Source organism: Dubosiella newyorkensis (genome assembly GCF_001945605.1).
Classification (GTDB): domain Bacteria; phylum Bacillota_I; class Bacilli_A; order Erysipelotrichales; family Erysipelotrichaceae; genus Dubosiella; species Dubosiella newyorkensis.
The window spans coordinates 1-26,383 of record NZ_MPKA01000082.1 but is presented as its reverse complement, the minus strand read 5'-3'; the positions used below and the strand labels follow the sequence as shown (position 1 = coordinate 26,383).

Sequence of the window (26,383 nt, the reverse complement as noted above, 5' to 3'; positions counted from 1 at the left end):
GGATACGAACATCCTCCTGCCAAATATTCCTCAATCACTTGTATTTTGAATTCTTTTGAATAGGATTGATTTCTTGGTTTCTCCAGAAAAACTTCAGCATCCGACTTTTGAAATTGTTTTACCCATTTCATTACAGTGTTTGGATTAAGATTTAAATCTTTTCCAATCGTGACGGATCCTTCTCCTTTATTTAAATAGCGGTCAACAACAGATAATTTAAAATCTATAGTGTATTTTGATTTTCTTCCCATATAAAAAGCCCCCTAATAGGACCTCCAAATTTAGTTGTTTGGCGTGTCTACTATTAGGGGAGCTTATCACAAGCTTCGGCTTGTTTTTATTTTTCTCACTTAATTCTCACATTCAAGAAGTAGAATAATGGCATGTTAAATTATTTAAAATATGATTATTTACGATCAAGAGTCCAAGCCGACTTTAATGACCATACCCATCTTTACTCTTTTAAAACGATCAAGAAATTGATCAATGAAATGTGTTTGTATTTTGGATCGAGTTTAGAGGGGAGGAAAGCCTCTTTCCAATACCATATGAATATTCGCAAGCACGTTCCGATCTATATCAATTCTTCGCTCGTCCTACTTGAGATCATCCCAGATCTTTGGGTCAACTATTTTGCGATCAAAAAAGTGACTTCGTCAAAAGAAAAAGGATGTTATCTTCTTTTTAAAGATAAATCATCCTTGCTTCTTGATCATTCTTCCTTCATTTTAAACCGATTCATGCTGATTTACCGGTTCTGCAAAATGATGCTTTTTAATGAGTCGGCTGATCATCGCAATCCGAACAATTCGAAGATTGCATACTCTTTTCGTGACGGAGCGTATTGACGCCGATCCCTTCGATTTCGATCATCGCATCGTTTTCTAATGCGCTTACTTCAACGATCGTCATTGCCGGATATGGCGCTTCTACAAAGTTTTTAAAAACTGAAATAAATTGATCCTTAAGAGAAATATCGGTCAAATAAACCGTAAACTTTACTATATGATCGATTCTAAGGTCTAGATCCTTCAATACATCGATAACCCGATAACATGCTGTCACGCATTGTTCATGGAACGTCGTTCCTCTTCCTGTTTGGCCCGATAAATAAACAAAATCGCCTAGCTGTACGATTTCAGAAATACAGTCATCGCGAGGAACAGAGTCTCCAATCTTTAGGAAAATATTCATGATAAGGCCACCTCTCCATTCAATTATAGTCAATCTTCAGAAACATCAACAGCGCTTTGCACAAGCACCTCTCTAGGTTTTGAGCCGTTGGCCGGCCCGATGATCCGATTTTCTTCCAATACATCGATCAAGCGGGCGGCGCGAGAATAACCGATCGAAAACTTACGTTGGATCAAAGAAGTCGACGCTTTTTTCGAAGCGATCACAAATCGCTTGACTTCATCATAAAGCGGATCCGCACTTTCTTGCGCCACTTTCCCTCCTTGACTCTGTAAGTCTTTTAGAGTGATGAAAACATCATCGTATTTCGGTTTTCCTTGCTTTTTCACAAATTCGCTGATCGCACTGACTTCATCGTCTTTGATAAAGACACCTTGCACCCGCTTTGGCGAGTTTTCACCATTGGGTAAATACAACATATCCCCATAGCCCAATAGCCGTTCTGCTCCAGCTTGATCGAGAATTGTCCTAGAATCGACAACGCTGGCGACCGCAAAGGCGATCCGACTAGGAATGTTCGACTTGATCACCCCTGTGATAACATCCACACTTGGTCTTTGTGTAGCAACGATCAATACGATTCCTGCTGCCCGGGCAAGTTGTGTGATCCTTTGTATCGACTGCTCGACTTCTTTGGCGGCAACAAGCATCAGATCCGCTAGCTCATCAATGATCACGACGATTTGTGGCAAATAGATCAAATTGTCTTCGGGATGATTTCGTACATATTCATTGTAGCCAGCGATGTTCTTGACTCCGATATCGCCAAACAAATTATATCGCTCATCCATCATTTGGACGACAACTTTCAACGCTTTATTCGCAAGATCTCCATCCGTGATGACAGGAGCGATCAAATGCGGAACATCGTTATACGGTGTAAATTCGACTTTTTTTGGATCGATCAAAATAAGTTTGACTTCATCTGGTCGGCTCCGCATCAATAAAGAACAAATGATCGTATTTACACAAACGGATTTACCCGAACCCGTTGCTCCCGCGATCAAAAGGTGAGGCATTTTATCAAGCTGTCCATATACACATTCACCCATCAAGTCTTTCCCTAAACAAAACAAGAGTGGTTCTTTTTGTTTCGAATTTGGAATATGCATCATTAGATCTTTCATTTGCACAGGTGTTTTTTCTAAGTTTGGCACTTCGATCCCTACCGCATTTTTTCCTGGGATCGGAGCCTCGATCCGAATATCTGTGGCCGCCAACGCCATCTTGATATCATCGGTCAAATTCGAGATCCTCGAAACTCGGACGCCTAATTCAGGTTTGATTTCAAATTTTGTGACGGTCGGCCCGATATGGATCTCTTTCAAATCAGCCTTGATGTTGAATTCATCCAATATTTCGATCAATTTTTGTCCATCCACTCGCGCATGCTGTAAATTGATCGAAGAACGGGATAGTCGAGAAACATCGTTGAGCAGTTTTGTTGGCGGCAATTTATATCCTGGATATAGATCTTCCGTATATCTTGAGATTTCATTGCGTTTGACGACTTCACTTTTTTTCGACGGTTTTTCTTTCGGTTGTGATTGCGAGATCACGACATTTTCGAGCGCTTTTGGTTGATCTTTATTTGGAATCTCATCCGCCACAAGGCCAAAGTCTTTTTGTCGCTTTGTCTTCGCTTTTTTCTTTTTCTTGCTTGGAGTTTCTTCTAGGTCAATAGGCTCAAAGCGTGTTTCGGCTGTTTCATAAGAGATCGGGATCTCGTTTCTTATTTCTCTTTGTGGTCTAGGTTTTTTGAGTTTTTCTTTGATCGTATCCCGGTCTAGATTGGCGAACCAATAATAAGTCAATAAAATGATACCGATCAGTCCCATGATCGCGGAAATCAAAAAGGCGCCGCTGTAATCGAACATACTGGCAAATATTCCAGACAACAATGTCCCATATAGGCCAGAAGTATAATTCATTTCTCCGCTCAAAATAGGCCAAGTATTGGATACGATCCGCATGAATCCGCTCCATGGAGTATGGGCCTGGAATTCTCGGCAGCCTTGATAGAGCAAAAGCGCCGAAAGCACGAAAATGATTCCTACAATATAGCTCTTGGGAATCTTCTTTTTATCGTTATGATAGATCGTCCAGATCGCATAAACGATCCCTAAGATCAAAATCACATAGGTCGCAAATCCAAAAAAGTATGAAATCAAATTGAAGAAAAACGAGCCTACGATTCCAAATTTAAATAAGGCCAGCAAACAAGCGCAAATGATACAAATGAGAAAGCACAAACGGAACAATCTGGATGTCTTCCAATTCGTTTGTGCTTTTTTTGACGTTTGGCTTGATTTTGATCTGGCAGTGTTTGCTTTTTTTTGTGGCTTTCTTTTCTTTGCTGCCATTCTTACCAACTTTCTAATTCTATTTATTGATCTCTAAGATCACAGGAAGGACCATTGGCCGTTTTGCGGTCTGTTTGAATAAATATTTCGATACTTTATCACGAATGTCCGAACGAACTTGTAAATTTTCGTATGTTTTATTCTTTACCGCTTCCTCGATCGTATCTTCCATGATTTTCGCGACATCTTTTGTGATGTATTCAGCATCTTTTAAATAGATCAAGCCGCGTGTCTGAATATCTGGTCCATTGATGATCTTTTTCGTTTTGGCATCCAAACCGATCGCCAGGATCATGACCCCATCGGTCGATAAGATTTCGCGGTCTTTTAATACGACACCAGCCATATCCCAGTTTTCCTTGCCATCGATCATCGTCTCGTGCAGATTCATTTTCACTTCATACGATACGAGATTTCCTTCTTCGAATTCAGCCACTTGCCCATTGTCCAGGATCAAGATATTTTCAGGTGGGATTCCCATCTCCTCTGCTATCATCGCGTTCGCGCACAACATTCTATATTCCCCTTTGACTGGAATATAGTATTTTGGGCGGGTCAAGAAAAGCATCATTTTGAGATCTTCCTTGGATGGATGCATGCTCAATACATTTTTATCTAGATTGATGATCTTGCCATCCCGTTTGTAGATATCGTTTTCCATATTGCGGAACACTTTTTCTACACCTGGAACGACTGGCGAAGCGATCACGAACAGATCGTCTGGCTTGATCGTGATATCATTTACTTCATCATTGGCGATATTGGACATCAAGGTGAAGAGCGGCTTTCCTTGTCCGCTGATCAATACGACGACATTGGTGTATTCATCGATCTTGGAAGCATCCACGACTACGCCATCCGGGATCTTATAGCCAATATAGGCAAGTCCATCGATCAAAGAACGCAGCTCTTTCGTGTACAGAACGAGCTTACGCTCTTGTTTGATACAACAGTCGATGATTTCTTGGATTCGATAGACCGATTGCGTGTAACAGCTTATAAAGAGTCGAGAATCGTGGTTGAGATCTAGAAGCTTATTGAGCTTTTTATCGATCCGATGGTTTGGTGCAGTGTGCCCATTTCGTTCTGCCCCTTTACTCTCTTGCATTAAAACGAGCACTCCCTCTTTTCCTAGATCCGCTCCGATCGTGATGTTTCCACGATAATTTTCAGATAGATCATCATAGTTCTCAATAAATTCTCCAGAATAGACAATATAGCCTTGACTTGATGAGATTGCGACCCCAAATGCACCTGGATAGGCATGGGTGATTGGGAAAAAGAGGACGCGGTGTTTTCCGATCGTCTTTTTATCGTGCCTTTTAATAGAATGGATCTTTACGCCTGTGATCTTTTCTTTTTTCAAGAGCTTTTGTATTTCTTTAGCGGCAAGCGGTGAAGTATAGACATCCGCCTTTACTTGTTTTAGAAGATGAGGTAATGCCCCCATCACATCATCGTGTCCATGGGTAATGATGATTCCTGCGATCTGATCTTTATGTTCAATCAAATAAGAGAAATCTTGAATGATATATTCGATTCCTAATGATTCTTTTGCTTCCGGAAATTTCAAGCCTGCTTCAATGATATAGATCTTTTCGCCAACTTGAATACAAATCATATTCTTTCCGTCTTCGTCCAAGCCACCAAGCATAAAAACTTTGACTTTTTCATTTGTGGACGGCGTATTCGTTTTCGCCATAAATCCTCCTCGTTTCTGTTTCGTTCGTAATATTTGTATTATATCACACTAAATGGCTTTACCGTCGAGCGAGAAAGTTTTTGCCTCTTCGATCAATACGTCCACAAAATCACCAGGATGAATATTCTCACCTGTGAAGTTGACGAGTTTATTTGTTTCGGAATATCCAGAATATACATTTTCATTGCGTTTGCTCATTCCATCCACGAGCACTCGAACAACTTTGCCTTCGTATGATGTATTGATTTGTCGCGCGTATTGGCCCCACTTTTCATTGAGTGTATACAAGCGCTGTTTTTTTGTTTCTGCATCGATCGTATCTTCCATTTTAGCCGCGGGCGTTCCAGGTCTTGGAGAATAAACAAATGTAAAAGCATTATCAAACTTACATTTTTCTACTAGATCTAAAGTATTCTGAAAAGCTTCATCGGATTCATTCGGAAAGCCGACAATAATGTCTGTCGAAATGGCTGCGTTGGGCACTTTGGCTTTTAGTTTTTGATACAATTCATAATACGATTCGCTCGTATATCTTCGTCCCATTCTCTTTAAGATCTCGTCGTCGCCTGATTGCATCGGAAGATGAATGAATGGCATAATATTCTCGTATTGAGCGATCACATCGATCATTTGATCCGTAAAATCCCAAGGATGCGAAGTCATGAAGCGGATCCGCGGAATCCCGATTTTTGCGACCTCTTCAAGAAGGTTTGCGAAATCAACTCCATTTTCCATATCTTTTCCATACGCGTTTACATTTTGACCTAATAAAGTGATTTCTTTATATCCTTCATTTTTTAGTTCCTGCACTTCTTTTAGGATCTGTTCCATCGTTCTTGATCTTTGTTTTCCTCGTGTATATGGAACGATACAATATGTGCAGAATTTATCGCAGCCATACATGATATTGACCCAAGCTTTATGCTGACCAAACCGTTTTACTGGTAGGTTTTCATAGACCTCACCTTCTTTAGAATAGATCTTGACGACTTTTGTATGCTCATTCATCGCTTCATAAAGAAGCTGTGGCAGATCTTGAATATTATGGGTTCCAAAAAGCAGCCGTACTTGAGGGTATTTTTCCAACAACAATTTGACAAATGAATTTTCTTGAGCCATGCATCCGCAAACTCCAATAATGAGATCTTTATTTTCCTTGTATAATCTTTTAAAATTGCCAATTTCTCCGAGCACTTTTTCTTCTGCGTTTTGGCGGATCGCACAAGTGTTGATCAAGATCACATCGACATGTTCGAGATCTTCGCTTGGTTTGAATCCAATCGTTTCTAGGATCCCGGCCATCGTTTCGGAATCGCGCTCATTGGCTTGACAGCCATAGGTGGAAATATGATACGTCTTTCCTTCTCCAAGGTGCATCGCATGGGCAGGAATCAAGTATTGATCTACTCTTTCGATCGCGCTTCTTGTACGGCGTCCTGCTTCCTTGAGGTCAGGCAAAGACCAGTTTTCTTTTATTTTCATAAATATGCCTCCAAAAAAAAATCAAGCATTGCTTGCTTGATTTCATTATATCATTTTTTCGGTTCTAGAGCGAATTACTCTAAAGTGATCGCACCAACTGGGCAAACACCTACGCATGCTCCACAAGAGATGCATACATCTGGATCTACAGCGGCTTTGCCTTCATCGTTCAACGCGATTGCTCCCACTGGGCAAACACCTACACATGCTCCACATCCGATGCAAATATCTTGGTTAACTACTGCTGCCATTTTATTAATCCTCCTACTGATTTCTTATTTACACATTTAATTATACACTCTAGAAATATTGAATCAAGGCGATTTAGTAAGGGTTAACAAACTCAAAAGAAAAGGTGAAGTTCAGTACTTCACCTTATTTAGCAACTTCCTGTGCTCGCACTTCGCGAATCACATTGACCTTGATTTGACCTGGATACGTCAACTCATTTTCAATTTTTTCTCGGATATTGCGTGCGAGTTTAACACATGTAACATCATCGACTCGGTCCGGATTGACCAAGATCCGGATTTCACGACCCGCCTGGATCGCATATGCTTGCTGAACCCCTTCGAAACCACCAGCGATTTTTTCGAGGTTTTCTAGACGATTGATATAAGCCTGAGCGCTTTCTTTTCGAGCGCCAGGTCTTGCCGCAGAGATCGTATCTGCCGCAATGACGATATGACTTGTCAAATATTTAGGTTCCACATCGTAATGATGCGATTGAATCGCGTTCAAAACAATGTCTTTTTCGCCATGTTTTTTGCAGAACTTATATCCAAGTTCTACGTGCGATCCTTCTTGTTGTTCAATATTCAAGGCTTTACCAATATCGTGCAATAAACCAGCACGTTTGGCTAACTGTTGATTCAAACCGAGTTCAACAGCCATACAGCCTGCCAAATAGGCGACTTCCATACTATGCTGCAATGCATTTTGGCCATACGAATAGCGGTATTTCAACGTTCCGATCAAACGAACGATCTCTCGGTCGATCCGCCCGATCCCTAGCTTGAATACGGCTTCCTCTCCGGCCTTCATGATTTCTTGATCGATCTCGTTTTGGTATTTGCGTACAACTTCCTCGATCCGACCTGGTTGGATCCGCCCGTCTTTGATCAAATGTTCTAAAGCCAAACGGGCCACTTCCCTTCGAATCGGATTGAAGCACGTGATCGTGATCAAATCCGGCGTATCATCGATATTGAGCTCAACGCCCGTTGCTTGTTCAAAGCAGCGAATGTTTCGACCCTCGCGACCGATGATCCGTCCTTTCATTTCTTCGCCAGGAATAGCGACGACGGATACCGTTCGTTCCTGGGTTTCTTGTTGAGCCATTCTCTCAATGGCTAAGGCGATGATATTCTGTGCTTTTTCGGTTGCTGTTGCTTTGGCTTCTTCTTCTTTGTCTTTGATATAAGCGACTGTTTCATGCTCCATTTTCTTTTCAACAACAGCAAATAATTCTTTTTGCGCATCTTGGCTCGACATTTTTGCCACACCTTCAAGCACTAAGATTTGTTTATCGATCTGCTCTTGTAATTTTTTCTCTTTTGCATCAAGAGATGCGAGCTTGTCATTCGCTTTCTGCAGCTTATCGGATATTTGTTTTTCTTTTTGAGTCAGCGCTTCATCACGGAAATTCAAGTTGTCTTCTCGGCGAAGCAATTTATTTTCAAACTGCATCGTTTCTTGTTTTCGTTCCTTGATCTCCTTTTCGGCTTCGATCCTTAGATCATGGGCTTGTGTCTTTCCTTCCAACACAGCTTGTTTGATCTTCGCATCCGCTTCGATCTGCGCTTCTTTCAACAATTGTTCCGCTTTTTGCTCATTTTTGTTTAAACCTGCACGAGAGATCCCCATCATAACGAGTACTCCCACAGCAATCCCTGCGATCCCAGACAAAGAAATGATAAAAATTGGATTCATCATTTCCCTCCTTGTCTTTCGATTCCGTAAAGCATATTCATTATACTCCCGTAATTCTATCTTGTCTATATCTCTAAAATTTGCACTTATGCACAAAAAAAAGAATGTATCAAAATACATTCTACTTCTCAACGACTTGTCTGCCGTTGTATTCTCCGCATTCACACATTTTGTGCGCTAATTTATATTCACCACAGCTTGGGCATTTCGTCAATGTTGGTTTCTCCAATTTGTAGTGAGTTCTACGCTTTGCTTTTCTTGTTTTTGAATTTCTTCTTTGTTGAACAGCCATGTCTGCACCTCCTAGTCATCATCCAATTTGAATTCACTCAGCTTTTCCCATCGTGGATCGATCTTGTCTTCCTTTTCCACTTTGTCCTGGTCCGAGATCACTTGCCAACCATTTCCTTTCGGGTACTGTTCCCTTGGGAGTCGAGTGATCGACATTGGGGCTTCATAGATCACAGCTTGGAAGACTTCCGGATTGATATCGATCGTATCCTTTTTCACCACGATGATATCCTCTTCGTTTTCTTCCTCCTTGATTGGAGAAAACGAATAGATCTCATGCGACTCAGTGTCAAATTCCACTTCCAGATCCTCCAAAGTTATGGAATCCGGAACGATCATCACACCTTCCAATTCCAAGTTTGAATAGACCAGAGTGGATCCGTCATATTGAAGATCTCCAGTAACATGTACCTTTGGAATGGACTTGACTTGCGTATGATGAAGTAAATCGTTTTCTTCAATGCCGATCCACTCATCGATCTGGATCTTTCCTAGATGGGCATTCAAGAAGTCTTTTTTCGTAAATTTCACGATTTTCACCTCATGTCGCATCTGATATTATAAGGAAACGAGTTAGGAAAGTCAACTTGTTCTTTATGATTCGATGCGCTTTCACTTCTTCTATCCATCATAGCACGTCTTTTCCATTTTAAAAACCAAAAGAATCTGTTACGATAGATGCATGAAAGCTTGTGGAATCATAGTCGAATATAACCCAATGCATCAAGGCCATATCCACCATCTGCAAGAAGCGAAACGAATTACAGGATGCGATGTGCTTGTTGTGATCCTTTCTTCTTACTTTTCTCAGCGCGCCCTTCCTTCTTTGATCGATCCCTATCATAAAAGTCAATTAGCGATTCAATATGGGGCCGATCTCGTGATCGAACTCCCTGCTGTGTATGCGGCCCAAAGCGCGGATCAATTTGCGAAATACGCGATCGAATCGCTGGCCAGTATTGGCGTGAAGTGGATCGTTTTTGGCTCAGAAACCAATAAGATCGAAACTTTGACGAATATATTGCATGAGGTAGAATCGCAAGAAAAAGACCCTTCCAAAAGCTGGGCCCAAAATTCAGCCTATGCGCTTCAGCCTAACGATATTTTAGGAATCCAGTATATCAAATATTGTCAAAAATACGGGATCATTCCTCTTAGCATCAAACGATCCGCCCAGTTTAAAAGCGCTACGCAAACCCGTAAAGATTATTTCGAAAAGCGAACGAACGAGTTTCTTTCTGAGTATTTTATCCTAAATCAGCAATGGTCTTCGTATTATCCTTACCTTCGCCTTTTTCTTTTAATGAGCGATCCAAGCAAGATCGAGCAATATTTTCTAGTAAGCGAAGGAATCGAGTATCGGTTGGTCGAAGCCGCAAAAAAAGAAAGAACTTGGGAAGGTTTTTTATCTCGAACGATCTCTAAAACCTATACGCGAGCAAGGATCCAACGCGTTTGTCTCTTCATTATGCTTCAGATCGAAAAACAAGAGATGAAGAATCATGATCACTTTTCTTGCGCGATCGTTTTAGGATTCAATGGGCACGGCCGACAATATTTGAAAGAAATCGATCGATCGAGAGTATATACCCGATTTCGGGCTCTGCCGCCATTTTTAAAACGCGTCCATCTCAAAAGTAAATTTTTGTACGAAAGCATTATGGAACAAAATATAAAGGATACGATCTATGTTCTCTAAATTCACCTCAAAATTACTGATCTTCAGCAGCTTGGCTTGCCTCTTAACCTATTTCTATTTTTTTAGGATCCCTAAAAAGCCAGCGAAGCCTCTTCAATATGCTTTATTGCTTGGATGCCCAAGCAAAGACGATGGCTCCTATTCAACTTCGCAAAAAAACCGCTGCGAATTGGCGATTGAAGCCTATCGGCAAAACAAATACCAAGTATTAATTATTAGTGGAGGAGCTGTCAAAAATAAATGGATAGAGGCGGAGCAAATGAAGAAATATATTCAGGCTCGCTGCGATATTCCTATGATTCTAGAACCTCATGCGAAGAACACATATGAAAATATGAAATTCACCAAAGAACTCATAGATACAAATTCGATTTTAATCCTTACTTCCTCTGTTCACGCTTCACGAGCCAATGCGCTCGCTCGGCAATTTTTCAAGCACCCTGTTTTATGGACGTATAAAGACCGATCTTGGAAACATAAATGGCGCGAGTTCCTTTCTCGACTCGTGTATATTCAATTCGAGATCAAAAAGAAATGGACACGTATAGTTTGACTCTATACGTGTCCTTTATTGAATCGTACGCTGTACTTCGTTGACAGAACGAACTTTTTTTAAATTTGAAATGACCGTCTGCAAATGATCGGCATTATGAACTCCGATCGTCAGTTTGGTAGTCGCGGTCAAAAGATTATCGTCGACAGCAGAATCGACATGTTTTAAATAAGCTTTGGACTGTTGTAAAATCGTGACGATATCGCTCAGCAAATAATTTCGATCATCCGAAAAGACAACAAGCTTGACTTCGTAGACCTTTGTATCGTCTTGATCTTCGACCCATTGTACCGGAATCAATCGCTTCGTTTCATGAGCGATATTCGGGCAATCTGATCGGTGGACTTTAACGCCTTGTCCTTTGGAAATATAGCCCACGATCGTATCCTGTGGTATCGGTGAACAGCAATTCGCCAAAGAAACAGCGATCGTCTCAATTCCCGGGACAATTACGCCACAGCTATTCGTCTTGGCACTCTTCTCGTTGTTTTTATTGAAGATCTTGACGATTTCATCATCGCTCACATTGCCATTTCTTTTTACAAGACGATCTACGACTGATTGCAGCGATACTCTGCGATTCGCGATCCCAATATATAGATCATCGACCGTTTTAAAAGAAAGTGTCTGCAAGATCGACTCTAATCTTTTCACCGATCGTTTCGAGTCATCGATCTTTAAGCGCTTGAATTCTTCAGCAAGATCCGCCTCGCCTTTTTTGATAAGCTCTTTGCGGTTTTGGTGTTCCTGTTTCTGCAAGAACGCGCGGATCTTATTTCGCGCATGGCCTGATTTGACAATTTTGATCCAGTCTTTGCTTGGCCCATTCGAATGATTGCTTGTCAATATATCCACGACATCTCCCGTTTTCAATTGGGTATTGAGCGGAACGATCGCTCCATTGACTGTAGCCCCGACTGTTTTATGCCCAACTTCTGTATGGATCCGATACGCAAAATCGATCGGCGTTGAACCTGGTGGCAAAGCGATGATCTTTCCGCGAGGAGACATGCAGTAGACATTGGCTTCAAAAATATCTTTTTGAAGCACATTCATATATTCCAAAGGGTCTTCGCTTTCCTCGTCCGTCATCATCGAAAAATCACGGAACCAAGAAAGCTTGTCTTCGATTTCTTTTTGCTCGATTTCAGTATTTACGCCAGGGCGCTCTTTATATTTCCAATGCGCAGCGACACCTTGCTCGGCTACCGCATCCATTTGTTCTGTGCGGATCTGGATCTCAAAGATATGTCCTGTATCTGGATCAACGATTGTCGTATGCAGCGATTGATACATATTGGCTTTTGGCATAGCGATATAATCTTTAAAGCGACCAGGGATCGGCCGATATTTCGCATGGATATACCCAAGGATCTCATAGCAATGGACTTCAGAATCCGTGACGATACGGATGGCCTGCAAATCAAGGATCTCTTCAAAGCGCTTGTTTTTTGTCTTCATCTTTTTATAGATACTGTAAAAATGCTTCGAACGGCCAAAAATACGATAAGGGATCGAATACATTTTTAAGATCTTTTCAATATCCGCGATCATTTCCTGCACTTGTTCGTTTCGATCGCTCTCTCTTTGCCGGACAAGTCTTTTGATCTGCTCGTATTTTTCAGGATATAAATATTTGAAAGAAAGATCTTCGAGCTCGTTTTTCACTTGCGAAATACCAAGACGGTGCGCGATCGGCGCATACACTTGAAGTGTCTCGGATGCGATCTTTTTCTGTTTCGCTTCAGGCATGAATTCTAATGTCCGCATGTTATGCAGACGATCCGCGAGTTTAACAAGGATAACGCGGATATCTTTGGCAAGAGCAATAAAGAGTTTTCTATGATTGCTAGCCAGATATTCTTTTTCATCTTTGAATTTGATCGCTCTGATCTTTGTGACCGCATCTACGATGACGGCGATCTCTTCTCCAAAATTCGCTGCAATCACATCATGGTCCACGCCTTCACAATCTTCCACAGTATCATGCAGCAAGCCTGCTGCGATCGTTTTAGGTCCACACCGAAGTGTCGCAAGGGTGTTCGCAACTTGGATCACATGAACTTCATAAGGTGCACCGCTTTTTCGAAACTGTCCTTTATGATGTTCATGAGCAAACTCGTAAGCCCTTTGGATCAAATCTAGATTTTCTGGGCGCTTTATATAGGTTTTGATGTTTTCTTTGCACTCTTCAAATGTGACTTCACCTTTTACACTCATAAACGCCCCTTTCTATTTGCTTATTCGCCTTTGTAATGCGTGAGAGAAAAGACAGGAATGTCTTTGAATCGATCTCTTCCTTTCAAGTCATCGAGCTCGATCACGAACGCGAAGCCGACAACTTTTGCTCCTTGTTGTTCAACGAGTTTTTGGATCGCTTCGACCGTTCCGCCTGTCGCAAGAAGATCATCCACGATTAACACTCTTTGTCCTTTATGGATCGCGTCCGCATGCATCTGCAGCTCATCGCTTCCATATTCTAGCTCGTATGTCGCTGATATCGTTTCCCTTGGAAGCTTTCCAGGCTTTCGTACGGGAGCAAAACCAATATTGGCTTCCATAGCCGCTGGTGTCCCGAAGAAAAAGCCTCTTGCTTCTGGAGCAACGATCAGATCCGCATTTACCTTTTTGGCAAAATCGGCAATTTGCTCTGTCGTGTAGTTCATCGCTTGTGGATCCGCTAAGATCGGTGTTATATCTCGAAACATGATCCCTTTTTTTGGAAAATCAGGAATGCTTGCGATCTTGTCTTTTAAATTCATTCAATACGTCCTCTTTCTATTGGATTACAATTTATTATACCTATTCATAGTTTATTTTTTCAATCATAAAATTAGGCTGTCTGCGTCCTTGATACTCGCTGATCTGCACTTGTCCTTCAAAGGCTTGGATCTTATTGACGCTCAATTTTACATTTAAAAGCGGCTGATTAAAGTACATACAAGTCAAGCCTGAATCCAGCGTATAGCGCCGATGTTTATGGTTTTGAAAGTCGTAGTACGTTTTGATTTTTGGATGCTCCATTTTAAACATAGGAAGCTTGAAAGCGGGGCCAAAAGGCCGAAGAGCGTCTAAGCTTTCAATGTCTTCGATACAGATCATAGAAGGATCGATCAAGATCGAGCTTTCTTCTTGTTTTTTCCAAGAATAATTCGCGCTTTTCGTCTTTACATATTGCACGAACCGACCAAACGCCTCTAGATCGATCGAAAAGCCTGCTGCCTGTTCATGTCCACCGATCGCACTAAACTCTTCGAAATCCCCCAAAAAATCCATACAATGGAATCCTTTAGGAGAGCGCATGCTCAATTTGTAGCCATCGACATTTTGGGCCCCTACGATCACCGGTTTATCGTACGTTGCACAGATCTTGCCTGCGACAAGTCCAATGATTCCTTCATGAAAACCTGGGCTTTGGATCAAGATCACTTTATCTTCAGGATGAACCATATTCATCGCATAATTACACATTTGATCAGAGATCTTCTTTCTTCGATCGTTGATTTCCTCGATCTGCTTATGAAGCTTGCTGACCTCCACAGGGTCTTCTGAGAGAAGATAGCGAACGACATTATTCACATTCGCCATATTGCAAAGCCGGCCTACCGCATTGATCTTAGGAACCACTTGAAAAGAAAGAGTGACTTCATTGACCTTGGAGTCTTTGATAAAAGGACTAATATGCATTTCTCTTTTCTCGTTGAGCAATTGGATCCCTTGCTGAATGATCCTTCTAGTTTGCTTGATCACAGGCATCACATCTCCCACACTGGCAATGGCCGCCAACAAAAGATGATATGAATTATCTGTGCCTAATGATCGGACACACTCAAAAGCGATCCCTGCCCCGCAAAGCGTTGAAAATTGCTCTTCCAAATAATTTGGATGGATCAAGATATCGCAATCGATCTCATGCTCGATCGTATGATGGTCGGTAACGATCGTCGTCATCCCATAGGATGCAGCTAGGTCAAGAGCGTCCTGCGCTTTTACCCCATTGTCGACAGTAACCAAAATAGTATAGCCTTTTTGATAGGCTTGCTCGATGGTCGCGGTATTCAAACCATAACCTTCTTTGATCCGATCTGGAATATAAAAACCGACTGTGCACCCAAATTTACGGAGTCCATCGACCATGATCGTAGTGGCCATGATGCCATCACAATCATAATCCCCTGCCACAAAGATCTTTTGCCCTTCTTCTTTCGCTTGTTCGATCACTTCTCGAAAAGAAAGCATTTCTGCGCTTTCGGAACATGAATAAAGTTCATTATGCTCGAGCCACTTTTCTTGTTTTTCAAGATCAGGCTCTAAAGTATTCAACACTTGCTGTGCTAGATTCGATAATTTTGTCATAAAGCCCATTATACCTTATTCTTTCGGATAGTCGATCTTTAAATGTCGATAGGCCTTTTCGGTAGCAATACGTCCGCGGCTCGTTCGATTGATGAATCCGATCTGCAGCAAATATGGTTCGTATACATCTTCGATCGTCATCGCTTCTTCCCCTATGCTGTTGGCGAGCGCTTCAAGACCCACCGGGCCACCATGAAAGCGTTCAATGATCCCTCTTAAATATTTGTGATCGACCGCGTCGAGTCCAAGCGAATCGAATTGCAGTTTATCCAATGCGTCTTTTGCTACTTCCAAAGAAATCACGCCTTCATTGTAGACTTGAGCAAAATCGCGAACTCTTCGAAAGACGCGATTCGCGATTCGAGGCGTTCCTCTTGAACGAAGAGCGATCTCTTCGATCGCTTCTGGCTCGCACTCCGTGTTCATGACACGGGCTGTTCTCGATACGATTTTCTTTAGATCCGACAAGTTATAATACTCAAGCTGTGAAATGATCCCAAACCGATCACGAAGAGGGGCGCTCAAGGAGCCGGCTCGAGTGGTTGCGCCTACCAATGTAAAAGGAGGAAGCGCTAGACGGATACTATGAACCGATCCCGTATCTTTTCCCACGATGATATCGAGGCAATAATCTTCCATAGCTGGGTATAGCACTTCTTCGACTTGTTTAGAAAGGCGGTGGATCTCGTCAATAAACAAGACATCTCCTGCTTCTAAAGTGCTCAATATTGCGGCTAGATCGCCTGTCTTTTCGATCGAGGGGCCGCTAGCTGTTCTTAAGTGCCCTCCCATTTCATTGGCTAAAATATTCGCAAGTGTCGTTTTTCCGAGTCCTGGCGGACCATAAAACAACACGTGATCCAATGCTTCGTTTCTTGATTTAGCAGCATGGATAAAAACACGTAAATTCTCTTTGAGTCCTTGCTGTCCTATATATTCGTCCAGCGAAAGAGGACGTAAAGACGCTTCTATATTGTCTTGTGCCTGTTCATGGGCATCCATGATTCGATCGTTCATCGTTTATATCCCCTTTTCTTGTGCGATCATCATGAGTGATCGTCTAAGCATTTCATCGACCGACCAATCATTGTGTTTGATCATTTCACGTTTGATCGACGAAAGCTGTGCGCTTTTATAACCGAGTGCGATAAGCGCTTCTTCTGTCTGTTGCCAGATCGGATGCTTATCTTCTTGAACTTGCGTTCGATAGGCGACCAATTGACCTTTTAGATCGAGAACGATCTGACTTGCGCTTTTAGGCCCAATTCCTGGAAGCGATTTTAACAATTTCACATCCTGGGTTTCGATCGCTTGTACGATCTCATCTCCTGTTTTTTTACTCATCATATTCATGATCGTCTTTGGACCGATCCCTTTAACGTTCAAGAGACGTTCAAAGATCTGCAGATCCAATTCATTTTTGAAGCCAAAAAGGAGCTGAGACTCTTCACGAATTTGATGATAAGTATATAAAAAGATAGCATCATCTTTGACAAACGTATGTGGAGTGGCGACATATACTTCATAGCCTACGCCATGCACATCCAACACGATTGAATTTTTTCTTATCAATTTTACGATTCCATCTAAAAAAGCAATCATAGTCTCTCCTCATAAAATATGTTCTCATCATACATAATCCTTGGTTTGAATACAACATCATTCTTTCGCTAATTCAGAAATTCTGTTTTATATCCATCAAAAAAGATCCATTCAAGGATCTTATAAGTCAATATCCAATAATACTGGGCAATGATCGCTCCCATAAATATCGTCAAGGATCATAACGGAACGAACCTTATCCACTAAAGAAGGAGAGATGAGCCAATAATCGATCCTCCATCCCTCTCCGCGCTCGCGACCTCTTTCATAATACGACCACCATGTATATTTCCTTTCTTCAGGATGTTTGAGTCGATAAATATCAACAAGATCCGAAAGCAAGTTTTTTTGAAATCCTTGTCTTTCTTCATCGGTATATCCGCCATGTCCTTGCGCGGCGTTTGGATCATAGACATCGATTTCGTGGATCGCAACGTTAAAATCACCGCACAATAAGATTGGCTTGTCCAAACTTTTAATATACTTTCCAAACGCTATATCCCACTCTTTTCGATATTCAAGACGTTTTAGGTTCTCGCCTGCATTTGGGATATAAACATTGATCAAATAATAGTTCTCGTATTCGAGCGTGATCACGCGGCCTTCTTGATCGTGTTCCTCTTGTCCGATTCCATAAAAAACATTCAGTGGCTCGTCATAACTCATGATCATCGTACCGCTGTACCCTTTTTTCTTAGCACTATTGATATATTCGTAAGGATAAAAATCCTCAAGATCGATCTGTTCAGGCTGCGCTTTTGTTTCTTGAAGACATACGAAATCTGGATCCAAAATTGAAATGATTTCCTCGAATCCTTTTTTTTGGATGGCGCGGATCCCATTCACATTCCAAGTTAAAAATTTCATCAAAATCAGGCAAGGATACCTCAACCAGTACCATGATATGGATGTGGCATAGAGGAATTGCCGCACCTCCTTTTCTGTTTTGTATCCACCAGCTTTTCATTGAAGAGCTGACTTCCTCATTATAGCAGAAGCTTCGTTTTTCTACTTCAGCGTATTCTCCATCCAAAATCATCGAACTTGGATAGAGAGAGCTTATATTGGTTTCAACTAACGATATCATTCTTTCCTTTCAAAATCGATTGTTTTTTAAAGGTTTAAATCCTTGTCCTCTGACTTCCTGTACTTTTGAAACGATTATAAACGCTTTTGGATCGATCGCGCTGATTTCTTTTTGAACAAGATAAAGTTCTTTTCTTTCTACCAAGGCACATACGGCTAGGTTTTCTTTTTGCGAATAGCCGCCCTCGATTTCAAACAATGTTAGCCCTTTATCTAATGTATGAATGAAAAGATCGCGGATTTCTTGAGAACGGTTACTCATGATCATGAGCTGCAGGCTTGATTTCCCTAGTGTCAGCACTTGATTCATCGACAAGGAGGTGATGAATACAAATGTGATCCCGCAAATGATTTGTTCTAAAGAAGAATATGTAAGCTGATAGGATAAGATCAAAAGATCTTGAATATTCATGAGCAGAGCGACATTCCATCCAAGTTTTCTTTCTAAAATGATAGGCGGAATATCCATGCCTCCAGTACTCGCTCCCGATTCGATCACCATTCCAAGTCCTGCACCCATCATGACGCTTGCCATGATCGAGGCGATCAAAGGATCTCTGACAAGTTCAACAGAACTAAGAAACGCGGTGATATCGATAAAGAATGGATATATGATCGTTGATAATAAAGTTGTGGCCGCGAATTTTTTCCCCAAAAACAAGAACCCGACACAAAACATGATTCCATTGATCGCGCTCACGATCCAAGAAAACGGAAGGCTTGTGAAGTGTTGGATGATCAAAGCGACACCGGTCGATCCTCCAGAAATAAAATGAGATGGCACGATCAACATATTGACTGCGACAGCCATGATCAGATTCCCTAAAACGATTCGAAGCAAGATTTGATAAGATTTCATAACGCTCCCTCCTCTAGACACTTTTATTATAGGAATTCATCCGATTTAAAATGTCTTCTATGCTACAATTAGAGCATGAAATCGGAAAAAATCAGCCAAGATCTTTTGGAAGCGTTTTATAAGGTCGGGAAACTTCGGTGTTTCGATCCCGGTCAAACGATCTATTATCAACAAGATTATGGAAACACCTTCTACTATATAATCAAAGGTAGGGTACGAGCTTACATTCTCAACCAGAATGGTAAAGTCGTGACTCTCGATGTGATTGGTGAAGACAAGATCTTTGGCGCTTCCGATTTATTTTTAGGAGGACTTCATACGAGCAACATAGAAGCAGTCAATGATGTGAAGATCTTAGAATTCGACTTGGAGCAACTGCTCCCTTATTTATCCAAATCGCCCCAATCGTATCTTCAAATCATTGCTTTTTTATCGGAAAGCTTAAAGGCGCTTTCCAACCAGATCCGTCGTTTATCTTTGTTGGATGCGCAAGCTAAGATCGTAGATTTTTTATTGGAAAAAACCGCATCTCCACATCCTTCTTTAGATATCACCAATTCTCAGATCCCATACTCGCATGAAGATATTGCCCAATCTTGTTCTTTGCAGCGAGTCACAGTTTCTAAAAAGCTCAAAGAAATGGAACGGTTCGGATGGATCGAGCTTGGTTATAGAAGCATAAAAATAAAAGACCGAAAAGCGCTTGAAAAGTACGTTCGGTCTCATTTGTGATATTCTATCAATTTGTCCGGATCAGCAAACGATTGTATGGATGTTCATGATCTTCCAATACAGTCAGCTGGTCTTTTTCAATGAGTTTTTGGATCCGATCGGCTAAAAAATAATCATTGAGCTTCTGTTGGTAGATTCCGATGATCTCGCCAATCGCCTGCACTTCCAACTTGCTTTTTTCAAAGCGATTTAAGATCATCACATCATAGATATCATCGCTCACAGACATGATTTGCCCATTCACGATCGCTCTTAAGGCGCTGTTTTCATTTCGAATCGATTCCCAGATCATTGAATAATAATTGACATCATAATAAGGAACTTCTTTATCCAAGGAAAGCAAATAATCTACGTGCTGATAGAGAATGTTTTCCAAGGAAGGAAAAAATGTCGTGTAATTTGGATTGTGCAACACTTGAGGAACTTCGATCAAATGCAGTCCAATATCATATGGATCTAAAAGATGACATACAAATATATATCCAGATACATCGGCTGGAGAAGTCTCCATGTAAATCCGGATCGGCTCGTTTTTCGCTGCTTTCTTGAGCAGGATATCCACGTTCTCTACATATTGTTGAATCGAGGCTTTCAAAGCTTCGGTATCTTGGATCTCTCCATTTTGTGTATACAGTCTATAGATCAAATCGAGTCTATATGGAGAATCATACGCTTCTTGCAGGTCTCCTTGATCAAGCATGAATGCTAAAACTAAAATCGTGTCCTCAGAGGGAATCCGACCCGCTTTTTGATGAAGTTTCATTAATCCAGCAGCTCCTTCTGAGAAAAAAACATGTACCATAATCTATCCCTTTCTTTTTATTAGTTTTCTACGAACTCGAATTCGAATCCATTCAACTGAACAGTATCTCCATCTTCAACGCCAGCTTCCCGCAGCATTCGATCGATTCCCATATAGCGCATTCGATTGGCAAACAAATAATAATCTTCTTCGGTATTCAGTTTTTTGATATCGAACGACTTGTCGATTTTTGGTCCCGATACTTCCCAAACATGTGGGGCGATATTTTTGATTTCCACATCTTTCTTCCGCTCTTCAAATTTATAAACGACTCCAGTATTCTTATTTTCTTCATTTTCGATCGGGAAGGCCGGAGTCGTCTGCAGAAGATCCGCAGCTTTTCTCAAGATCGGATCCAAGCCTTCATGAATGATCGTAGTCGCTTCATAAACTGGAACTGTCGGATATGCTTCTTTAAATCGCTTCAAGTTTTCTTCAGAATTTTCGAGATCCATTTTATTGGCAACCACGATTTGCGGACGTTCAAGAAGACGTAAATGATAAGAACCTAATTCGTCATTGATCACTTTATAATCTTCTACTGGATCTCTTCCATCTTCACCGCCCATATCGATCACATGAATAATGACGCGGCAGCGTTCAATGTGCTTCAAAAATTGGTGGCCCAATCCTTTTCCTTGACTGGCGCCTTCGATCAATCCTGGCAAATCTGCCAAAACAAAACTACGTCCATCTTTTGTTTGAACGACGCCCACATTTGGAGTAATCGTCGTAAATGGATAATCGCCGATTTCTGGCTTTGCTCGAGTAACAGCTTCTAAGAAAGTTGATTTCCCAACGCTTGGAAATCCAACCAATCCAACATCCGCTAAGACGCGAAGTTCTACGATGGCTGTGAATTCTTGACCGCTTTTCCCATCTTCCGCATATTTCGGGGCAGTATTACGGGCAGATTTAAAATGACAGTTTCCTCTTCCGCCTCTGCCGCCTTCAGCTACGATTTGTTGTTGATAGGGTTCTGTTAAATCTGCAACGATCTCTCCTGTATCTTCTCTTTTTACCAATGTTCCAAGGGGAACTTTCACGATCTTATTTTCGCCATTGGCGCCATGCATTCGTTTATTTTTTCCTTTTTCTCCGTTTTGAGCTATAATTTTTCGATGATAGCGTAAATCGAGCAGCGTTGTCATTCCAGGATCTGCTTCAAAAATCACGTCGCCCCCTTTTCCTCCGTCTCCGCCAAATGGTCCTCCATAGGCTACATATTTTTCATGGCGAAAGCTTACGATTCCATCTCCGCCATTTCCCGCTTTTATAAATACTTTGACTTGATCTACAAACATTCGGATTCCTCCATTCCACTTTATTATAACGATTCTATAGGAGAATGATAATACATATGAATCTAGACAATTGGTCAAAGAAAAAAGAGGTCTATAGTAGACCTCGAAGTTAGGCTGGATAAACCGAAACTTTCTTTTTCTTTTTACCGAGACGTTCGTATTTTACGATTCCGTCCACTGTCGCAAATAATGTATCGTCACCACCACGACCAACATTAGTTCCTGGATGGATTTTAGTTCCACGTTGACGATAGATAATGCTTCCTGCATGGCATTTTTGGCCATCGGCTAATTTAGCTCCTAACCGTTTTGAATGAGAGTCACGACCGTTCTTCGTCGAACCTACACCTTTTTTAGAAGCAAAAAACTGAATATCTAATGTAAAACGCATGATCACACCTCTTTCCTTTTAATTTGAATGTTTTCAGGATACGATTCTTCCAATGTTTTCAATTGATAGAACATCATTGAAAGCATCGTTTGGATAGAATCGCTATTTTTTAAGACATGGATGTGGATCTGATTACCGCTTATGTCTAGATCGCATGCGCTTGGATATAATATATCGAGCGCATTGAGCGCGCCAATCACTACGGACGAGACCCCGGCGCATACAACATCTTTTCCATATTGATCAAAGAGTGCATGACCGCTCACATCTATACTTCGTATATCGTCTCCTGTGCATGATATACGGACTTTAATCATGATTACGCCTCGATCGATTCGATTTTGATTCGAGTGTACGGTTGACGATGTCCTTGTTTGCGGCGTGTAGAAGATTTCTTCGCTTTGTATTTAACGATCGTGATCTTTCTTCCTTTTCCTTGTTTTTCAACGACACCAGTTACTTTTGCTCCTTCTAAAAAAGGATGACCAATTTTACCATCGGCAAATAGCACTTTGTCAAATTCAACAGTTGAACCTTCAGCAGCATCCAACTTTTCTACGAAAATCACAGATCCTTCTTCAACTTTGATCTGCTTTCCACCTGTTTCAATAATTGCGTACATTTTTTGCACCTCCTGTCAATCTGAGACTCGCCATCAAGGTGCGATCTCTCGACTTATACCTTTCCTGCGCGGTTGCAATACTTAAACAGTCTGCAACGAAAGAATTATACTAAAAACGAATCTACAATTCAACTATAAATCGAAAGAAAGAATTTGGATCTTCTGAGCCAAAATCGAATCCTTTCGATCTTTTTTTCCATTGAGAAGAATGATTTGATTTTCCTGCAACGATCCTTTAATTTGACCATATAGACGAGGCATGATCGCCACGTCGATCATTTGTGTTTCATCTTCTAATGTCAAGAAAGCCATCAGATCTCCTTTTTTTGTTCTGTAGGGCTTGATGCGGCTCACGCGTCCTAATACAGAGACGAAACCGAGCTGTTCACTGATTTCCCGCAACGTTCTTAAATTTTGAAATCTTTTTTTTCTTAAAGACGAGATCGGATGTTCGCTTAAATAAAAACCATAGACTTCCTTTTCTTTTTGGGCCCGCTCTAGCACTTGCTCTTCTAGTCGAATCAAATTTGGAGGAGAAGCGACACTAAAATCAAAATGAAGCGTTTCATCCTCCACCTTGACTAAATTGGCATAGCTGATGATTTGATCTAAATTTTCAGCGAGTGTTTTCCTAGAAGGATACAAAGGATCAAAGGCGCCTGCATTGATCAAAGTAATCAATGCATTTTCTTTAATCCCACACGCGATCAAGCGCGCCATGCATTCATAAAGATCTTGGAAAGGCTTTTTCTTTCGTTCTTGAATGATCTTATCATAAACCGTTTTTCCAATTCCTTTCAATACTTGAAACGGCATTCGGATCCCGTTGTTTTCTATGCAATACCGATCGGTTGAAGAAACGATCGAGCAAGGAAGGACCGGAACATTCCTCTTGGAGCACTCAAAAATATAATCTGCGCTTTTTTCTTTATTTCCCGTCACGCTGTCCAATAAACTTCGATAAAAAAACAGAGGATAGTTCGCTTTTAAATAAGCCATCGCATATGCAAGAGAAGCATATGCATAGGAATGGGATTTATTAAAGCCATAATCCGCAAAGTGCTCCATTGTTTTAAAAATCTTAGTAGCTATTTCTTTCTTGATGTTTTGAGCGGTCGCACCTTGAATAAAAATCTCTTCATAAGAATCCATAAGTGCTTTATTCTTTTTGCTCATCGCTTTGCGCAATGAATCGGCTTGCGCTAATGTCATATTTCCGATCGTTTGCGCAATTTGCATAATCTGCTCTTGATAGATCATGATCCCACACGTTTCCTTCAAGATTGGTTCTAATAATGGATGCAGATAGTGGATCGTTTCTGGGTGGTTTCGATTTGCCAAATACACATTTTTGTTTTCCATTGGTCCTGGACGATATAATGATAAAGCGATCGCAATATCCGAAAAGGTTTGTGGACGAATATCTCTTAAAAGGCTTCGGATTCCATCGCTTTCGAATTGAAAAACACCGATCGTATCTCCACTGGATAATAATGCATATGTTTTCTTGTCATTTTGATTGAGTTTATATATATCCAATTCAAGTCCATAGGTTTTTTTTAGGTCCGATAAAATGTTCTCGACAGTCGTCAAATTCTTTAGAGCAAGAACATCCATTTTGATCAGCCCTAAGGATTCTAAATAATCCATCGTAAATTGGGTCGATTGAATCGTTCCATCTCCTGCATAGATCGGACAGACTTCGACGATTTCTTTTTGACTAAGTACAACGCCTGCAGCATGCTGAGAAGTATGCCGAGGTAGATTTTCAATTTTAAGAGCAGTATGAAATAAGTCTAAATAACTCGCTTTCGATTGGATCTTAGAGCGGAAGGCAGAAATTTCATTCCAAGCTTTATTCAAGTTCATATTTGGAACATTTGGAATCAACCGTACGATCGAATCGATTTCTAGGTTAGGGATATTTTTAACTCGAGCAACATCTCTTAATGCTTGTTTCGCTTTCAAAGCGGAAAAAGTCACGATCAACGCAACATGATCGGCTCCATATTGAGCTTGCAAATATTCAATGATTTTATGACGGCTAGTATCTGGAAAGTCAGTATCGATATCTGGCATCGAGATCCGCTCAGGATTTAAAAAACGTTCGAATAAAAGCTGATTTTTGATCGGATCGATATGGGTGATCCCAAGGCAATAAGCAACGAGGGAACCAGCGGCTGATCCTCTTCCTGGTCCGACTAAGATATTTTGAGTTTTTGCATATCGAATCATATCATAAACAATGAGAAAGTAATTTGTAAATCCCATTTTGGTGATAACCGATAATTCGTATTCTAAACGATCGATATAAATTTTAGGAATATGATCATTCATTCGCTTCTTCAATCCAGCTTTGCATAACTTGATCAAATAAGATCGAGAATCGATACCTAACTTATTTTTATAAATTGGAAGATCGCTTTTTTCCAAATGTTCAAAATCTACATTGCATTGGGATGCGATCCAGTCGCTTTGATCTAGATCATCTTGATCATATAACTGTTCCATTTCTTGGTCCGTTCTCCAATAACGCCCATAAGAGACGTTGAGAGTCCCATTATTCAATGTAGTTTGTTTTTCAATTGCCCGCAAAACTTTTAAATCTTCTACATCTTCTTGTTTTAGATAATAAATCCGGCTGCAAGCGACAGTAGGGATATTGAGTTGCTGAGCGGTTTTCTTAAAAATTTCGTTTAATCTTTTATGATATTTTGAATCGTTGCATACAAGTGAAAGATAGAGATCAGGAATCTCTTTTTTTAGCGCTAAAAGATGATCTGCGATAAATTCCTCTTTGCTTTCTTGATAATTTTGATAAAGAATCCCGTCCTCATGTCCATAGAGTATAAAAAGATCCTCAAAATACGGTTTGATTTGAGCTAGGGTCAAGGTTTGTTTAGATGCTTCGCTAGAAATTTTAAAAAGGTTTTTAAGTCCCCTATTGTTTTTCGCTAACAACACAAAATTCATGAACTCTGGCTCTTTAAGTGTAATTTCCAGACCTATGATCGGTTTTATATTAGATTCTTTGCATCGCTTGATCCACTCCATAGTTCCGAACATCACGGAAAGATCAGTCAATGCGATCGCTTTTTTATTTTCTTGATTTGCTTTTTGAATGAGTTCTTCTAAGCGTATTGGCGAATGCAATAAACTGTAAGAGCTTCGAGTGTGTAGATGGATCATAATTGTATTTTATCATAGAACAAAAAAAAAGATCACCTCTTGGTGATCTTCTTCTCGATCGATCCCTCAAAACCGGAAAAATCTTTCAGACACAACTCTTTCGTCTGTTTCAAGTCATGGCGTCCTCTCTTCTCTTTTCTGATCAAGTCCTCGGCCTATTAGTACCGGTCCACTCCGGACATCGCTGCCCTTCCATTCCCGGCCTATCCACCTTGTCGTCTTCA

Annotated in this window: 26 protein-coding genes, 1 rRNA gene and 1 other annotated feature; of the genes, 4 read left to right on the top strand and 23 right to left on the bottom strand. The window is 40.9% G+C overall.

From position 1 onward, the window contains the following. A partial coding sequence (locus tag BO225_RS08100; protein WP_143356797.1) for a transposase occupies window positions 1-251 on the bottom strand: 251 nt, incomplete at its 3' end. A gap of 132 nt (window positions 252-383) precedes the next feature. Between BO225_RS08100 and BO225_RS08095 the strand changes: the two genes are divergently transcribed. Continuing rightward, a complete protein-coding gene (locus tag BO225_RS08095; protein ID WP_076341740.1) occupies window positions 384-848 on the top strand; it encodes a competence protein ComK in 465 nt (154 codons plus the stop codon). On the opposite strand, the gene BO225_RS08090 is transcribed toward BO225_RS08095, so the two are convergent. From BO225_RS08090 to BO225_RS08055, 8 genes are all read right to left on the bottom strand, one after another. Then, the gene (locus BO225_RS08090) at window positions 775-1,194 is read right to left on the bottom strand and encodes a RidA family protein (protein WP_076341739.1); all 420 of its coding nucleotides are present in this window, start codon (window positions 1,192-1,194) and stop codon (window positions 775-777) included. The genes BO225_RS08095 and BO225_RS08090 overlap by 74 nt on opposite strands. A 29-nt stretch (window positions 1,195-1,223) precedes the next feature. Further along, complete coding sequence (locus BO225_RS08085; protein WP_076341738.1) at window positions 1,224-3,557, bottom strand: DNA translocase FtsK; 2,334 nt, start codon at window positions 3,555-3,557, stop codon at window positions 1,224-1,226. 19 nt (window positions 3,558-3,576) lie between these two features. Beyond that, window positions 3,577-5,259 carry a ribonuclease J gene (locus BO225_RS08080; RefSeq protein ID WP_076341737.1) on the bottom strand — a complete coding sequence of 561 codons (1,683 nt, stop codon included), beginning with the start codon at window positions 5,257-5,259 and terminating at the stop codon, window positions 3,577-3,579. Between the two features lie 48 nt (window positions 5,260-5,307). Continuing rightward, on the bottom strand, window positions 5,308-6,741 hold the full coding sequence (gene miaB, locus BO225_RS08075; RefSeq protein WP_076341736.1) for a tRNA (N6-isopentenyl adenosine(37)-C2)-methylthiotransferase MiaB: 1,434 nt from the start codon (window positions 6,739-6,741) through the stop codon (window positions 5,308-5,310). 74 nt (window positions 6,742-6,815) lie between these two features. Further along, window positions 6,816-6,992, bottom strand: coding sequence for a 4Fe-4S binding protein (locus tag BO225_RS08070; RefSeq protein WP_076341735.1), 177 nt, complete (start codon window positions 6,990-6,992; stop codon window positions 6,816-6,818). Window positions 6,993-7,116: 124 nt separating this feature from the next. Further along, entirely contained in the window at window positions 7,117-8,676 is a 1,560-nt protein-coding gene (gene rny / locus BO225_RS08065; RefSeq protein WP_076341734.1) for a ribonuclease Y, read from the bottom strand. A gap of 118 nt (window positions 8,677-8,794) precedes the next feature. Then, window positions 8,795-8,965 (bottom strand): 50S ribosomal protein L32, encoded by a 171-nt coding sequence (rpmF, locus tag BO225_RS08060; protein ID WP_076341733.1) that lies wholly within the window; start codon window positions 8,963-8,965, stop codon window positions 8,795-8,797. An 11-nt stretch (window positions 8,966-8,976) separates the two neighbouring features. Further along, the gene (locus BO225_RS08055; RefSeq protein ID WP_076341732.1) at window positions 8,977-9,495 is read right to left on the bottom strand and encodes a YceD family protein; all 519 of its coding nucleotides are present in this window, start codon (window positions 9,493-9,495) and stop codon (window positions 8,977-8,979) included. A 151-nt stretch (window positions 9,496-9,646) separates the two neighbouring features. Between BO225_RS08055 and BO225_RS08050 the strand changes: the two genes are divergently transcribed. Together BO225_RS08050 and BO225_RS08045 are read left to right on the top strand one after the other, a co-directional pair. Further along, complete coding sequence (locus BO225_RS08050) at window positions 9,647-10,663, top strand: nucleotidyltransferase family protein (RefSeq protein WP_076341731.1); 1,017 nt, start codon at window positions 9,647-9,649, stop codon at window positions 10,661-10,663. Further along, complete coding sequence (locus BO225_RS08045) at window positions 10,653-11,216, top strand: YdcF family protein (RefSeq protein WP_076341730.1); 564 nt, start codon at window positions 10,653-10,655, stop codon at window positions 11,214-11,216. The genes BO225_RS08050 and BO225_RS08045 overlap by 11 nt, the downstream gene beginning before the upstream one ends. A gap of 15 nt (window positions 11,217-11,231) precedes the next feature. On the opposite strand, the gene BO225_RS08040 is transcribed toward BO225_RS08045, so the two are convergent. The 7 genes from BO225_RS08040 to BO225_RS08010 form a co-directional block, all read right to left on the bottom strand. After that, the gene (locus BO225_RS08040; RefSeq protein ID WP_076341729.1) at window positions 11,232-13,436 is read right to left on the bottom strand and encodes a RelA/SpoT family protein; all 2,205 of its coding nucleotides are present in this window, start codon (window positions 13,434-13,436) and stop codon (window positions 11,232-11,234) included. A 20-nt stretch (window positions 13,437-13,456) separates the two neighbouring features. Continuing rightward, the gene (locus BO225_RS08035) at window positions 13,457-13,978 is read right to left on the bottom strand and encodes an adenine phosphoribosyltransferase (protein ID WP_076341728.1); all 522 of its coding nucleotides are present in this window, start codon (window positions 13,976-13,978) and stop codon (window positions 13,457-13,459) included. 40 nt (window positions 13,979-14,018) lie between these two features. Then, complete coding sequence (locus tag BO225_RS08030; RefSeq protein ID WP_158023817.1) at window positions 14,019-15,572, bottom strand: single-stranded-DNA-specific exonuclease RecJ; 1,554 nt, start codon at window positions 15,570-15,572, stop codon at window positions 14,019-14,021. Between the two features lie 15 nt (window positions 15,573-15,587). Next, the gene (ruvB, locus tag BO225_RS08025) at window positions 15,588-16,589 is read right to left on the bottom strand and encodes a Holliday junction branch migration DNA helicase RuvB (RefSeq protein ID WP_076341726.1); all 1,002 of its coding nucleotides are present in this window, start codon (window positions 16,587-16,589) and stop codon (window positions 15,588-15,590) included. A gap of 3 nt (window positions 16,590-16,592) precedes the next feature. Next, window positions 16,593-17,174, bottom strand: coding sequence for a Holliday junction branch migration protein RuvA (gene ruvA / locus BO225_RS08020; RefSeq protein WP_076341725.1), 582 nt, complete (start codon window positions 17,172-17,174; stop codon window positions 16,593-16,595). Window positions 17,175-17,294: 120 nt separating this feature from the next. Next, entirely contained in the window at window positions 17,295-18,041 is a 747-nt protein-coding gene (locus tag BO225_RS08015) for an exodeoxyribonuclease III (RefSeq protein WP_076341724.1), read from the bottom strand. A 229-nt stretch (window positions 18,042-18,270) separates the two neighbouring features. Continuing rightward, on the bottom strand, window positions 18,271-19,119 hold the full coding sequence (locus tag BO225_RS08010; protein ID WP_076341723.1) for a YitT family protein: 849 nt from the start codon (window positions 19,117-19,119) through the stop codon (window positions 18,271-18,273). Between the two features lie 75 nt (window positions 19,120-19,194). Between BO225_RS08010 and BO225_RS08005 the strand changes: the two genes are divergently transcribed. Next, a complete protein-coding gene (locus tag BO225_RS08005; RefSeq protein ID WP_076341722.1) occupies window positions 19,195-19,851 on the top strand; it encodes a Crp/Fnr family transcriptional regulator in 657 nt (218 codons plus the stop codon). 7 nt (window positions 19,852-19,858) lie between these two features. Here BO225_RS08005 and BO225_RS08000 read toward each other — a convergent pair whose 3' ends face one another. From BO225_RS08000 to BO225_RS07970, 7 genes are all read right to left on the bottom strand, one after another. Continuing rightward, window positions 19,859-20,653: a DUF3658 domain-containing protein gene (locus BO225_RS08000; protein ID WP_076341721.1), complete on the bottom strand. Its 795-nt coding sequence runs from the start codon at window positions 20,651-20,653 to the stop codon at window positions 19,859-19,861. 20 nt (window positions 20,654-20,673) lie between these two features. Beyond that, the gene (obgE, locus tag BO225_RS07995; protein WP_076341720.1) at window positions 20,674-21,957 is read right to left on the bottom strand and encodes a GTPase ObgE; all 1,284 of its coding nucleotides are present in this window, start codon (window positions 21,955-21,957) and stop codon (window positions 20,674-20,676) included. Between the two features lie 109 nt (window positions 21,958-22,066). After that, window positions 22,067-22,348 (bottom strand): 50S ribosomal protein L27, encoded by a 282-nt coding sequence (gene rpmA / locus BO225_RS07990; protein ID WP_076341719.1) that lies wholly within the window; start codon window positions 22,346-22,348, stop codon window positions 22,067-22,069. Between the two features lie 2 nt (window positions 22,349-22,350). Then, the gene (locus BO225_RS07985) at window positions 22,351-22,665 is read right to left on the bottom strand and encodes a ribosomal-processing cysteine protease Prp (RefSeq protein ID WP_076341718.1); all 315 of its coding nucleotides are present in this window, start codon (window positions 22,663-22,665) and stop codon (window positions 22,351-22,353) included. Between the two features lie 2 nt (window positions 22,666-22,667). After that, window positions 22,668-22,970, bottom strand: a complete 303-nt coding sequence (gene rplU / locus BO225_RS07980) for a 50S ribosomal protein L21 (RefSeq protein ID WP_076341717.1) — start codon at window positions 22,968-22,970, stop codon at window positions 22,668-22,670. A gap of 13 nt (window positions 22,971-22,983) precedes the next feature. Further along, window positions 22,984-23,054: a sequence feature (ribosomal protein L21 leader region), on the bottom strand. 48 nt (window positions 23,055-23,102) lie between these two features. Further along, entirely contained in the window at window positions 23,103-26,159 is a 3,057-nt protein-coding gene (locus BO225_RS07975) for a DNA polymerase III subunit alpha (RefSeq protein ID WP_083632156.1), read from the bottom strand. A 138-nt stretch (window positions 26,160-26,297) separates the two neighbouring features. Further along, window positions 26,298-26,383, bottom strand: a 23S ribosomal RNA gene (locus BO225_RS07970); the annotation flags it as partial.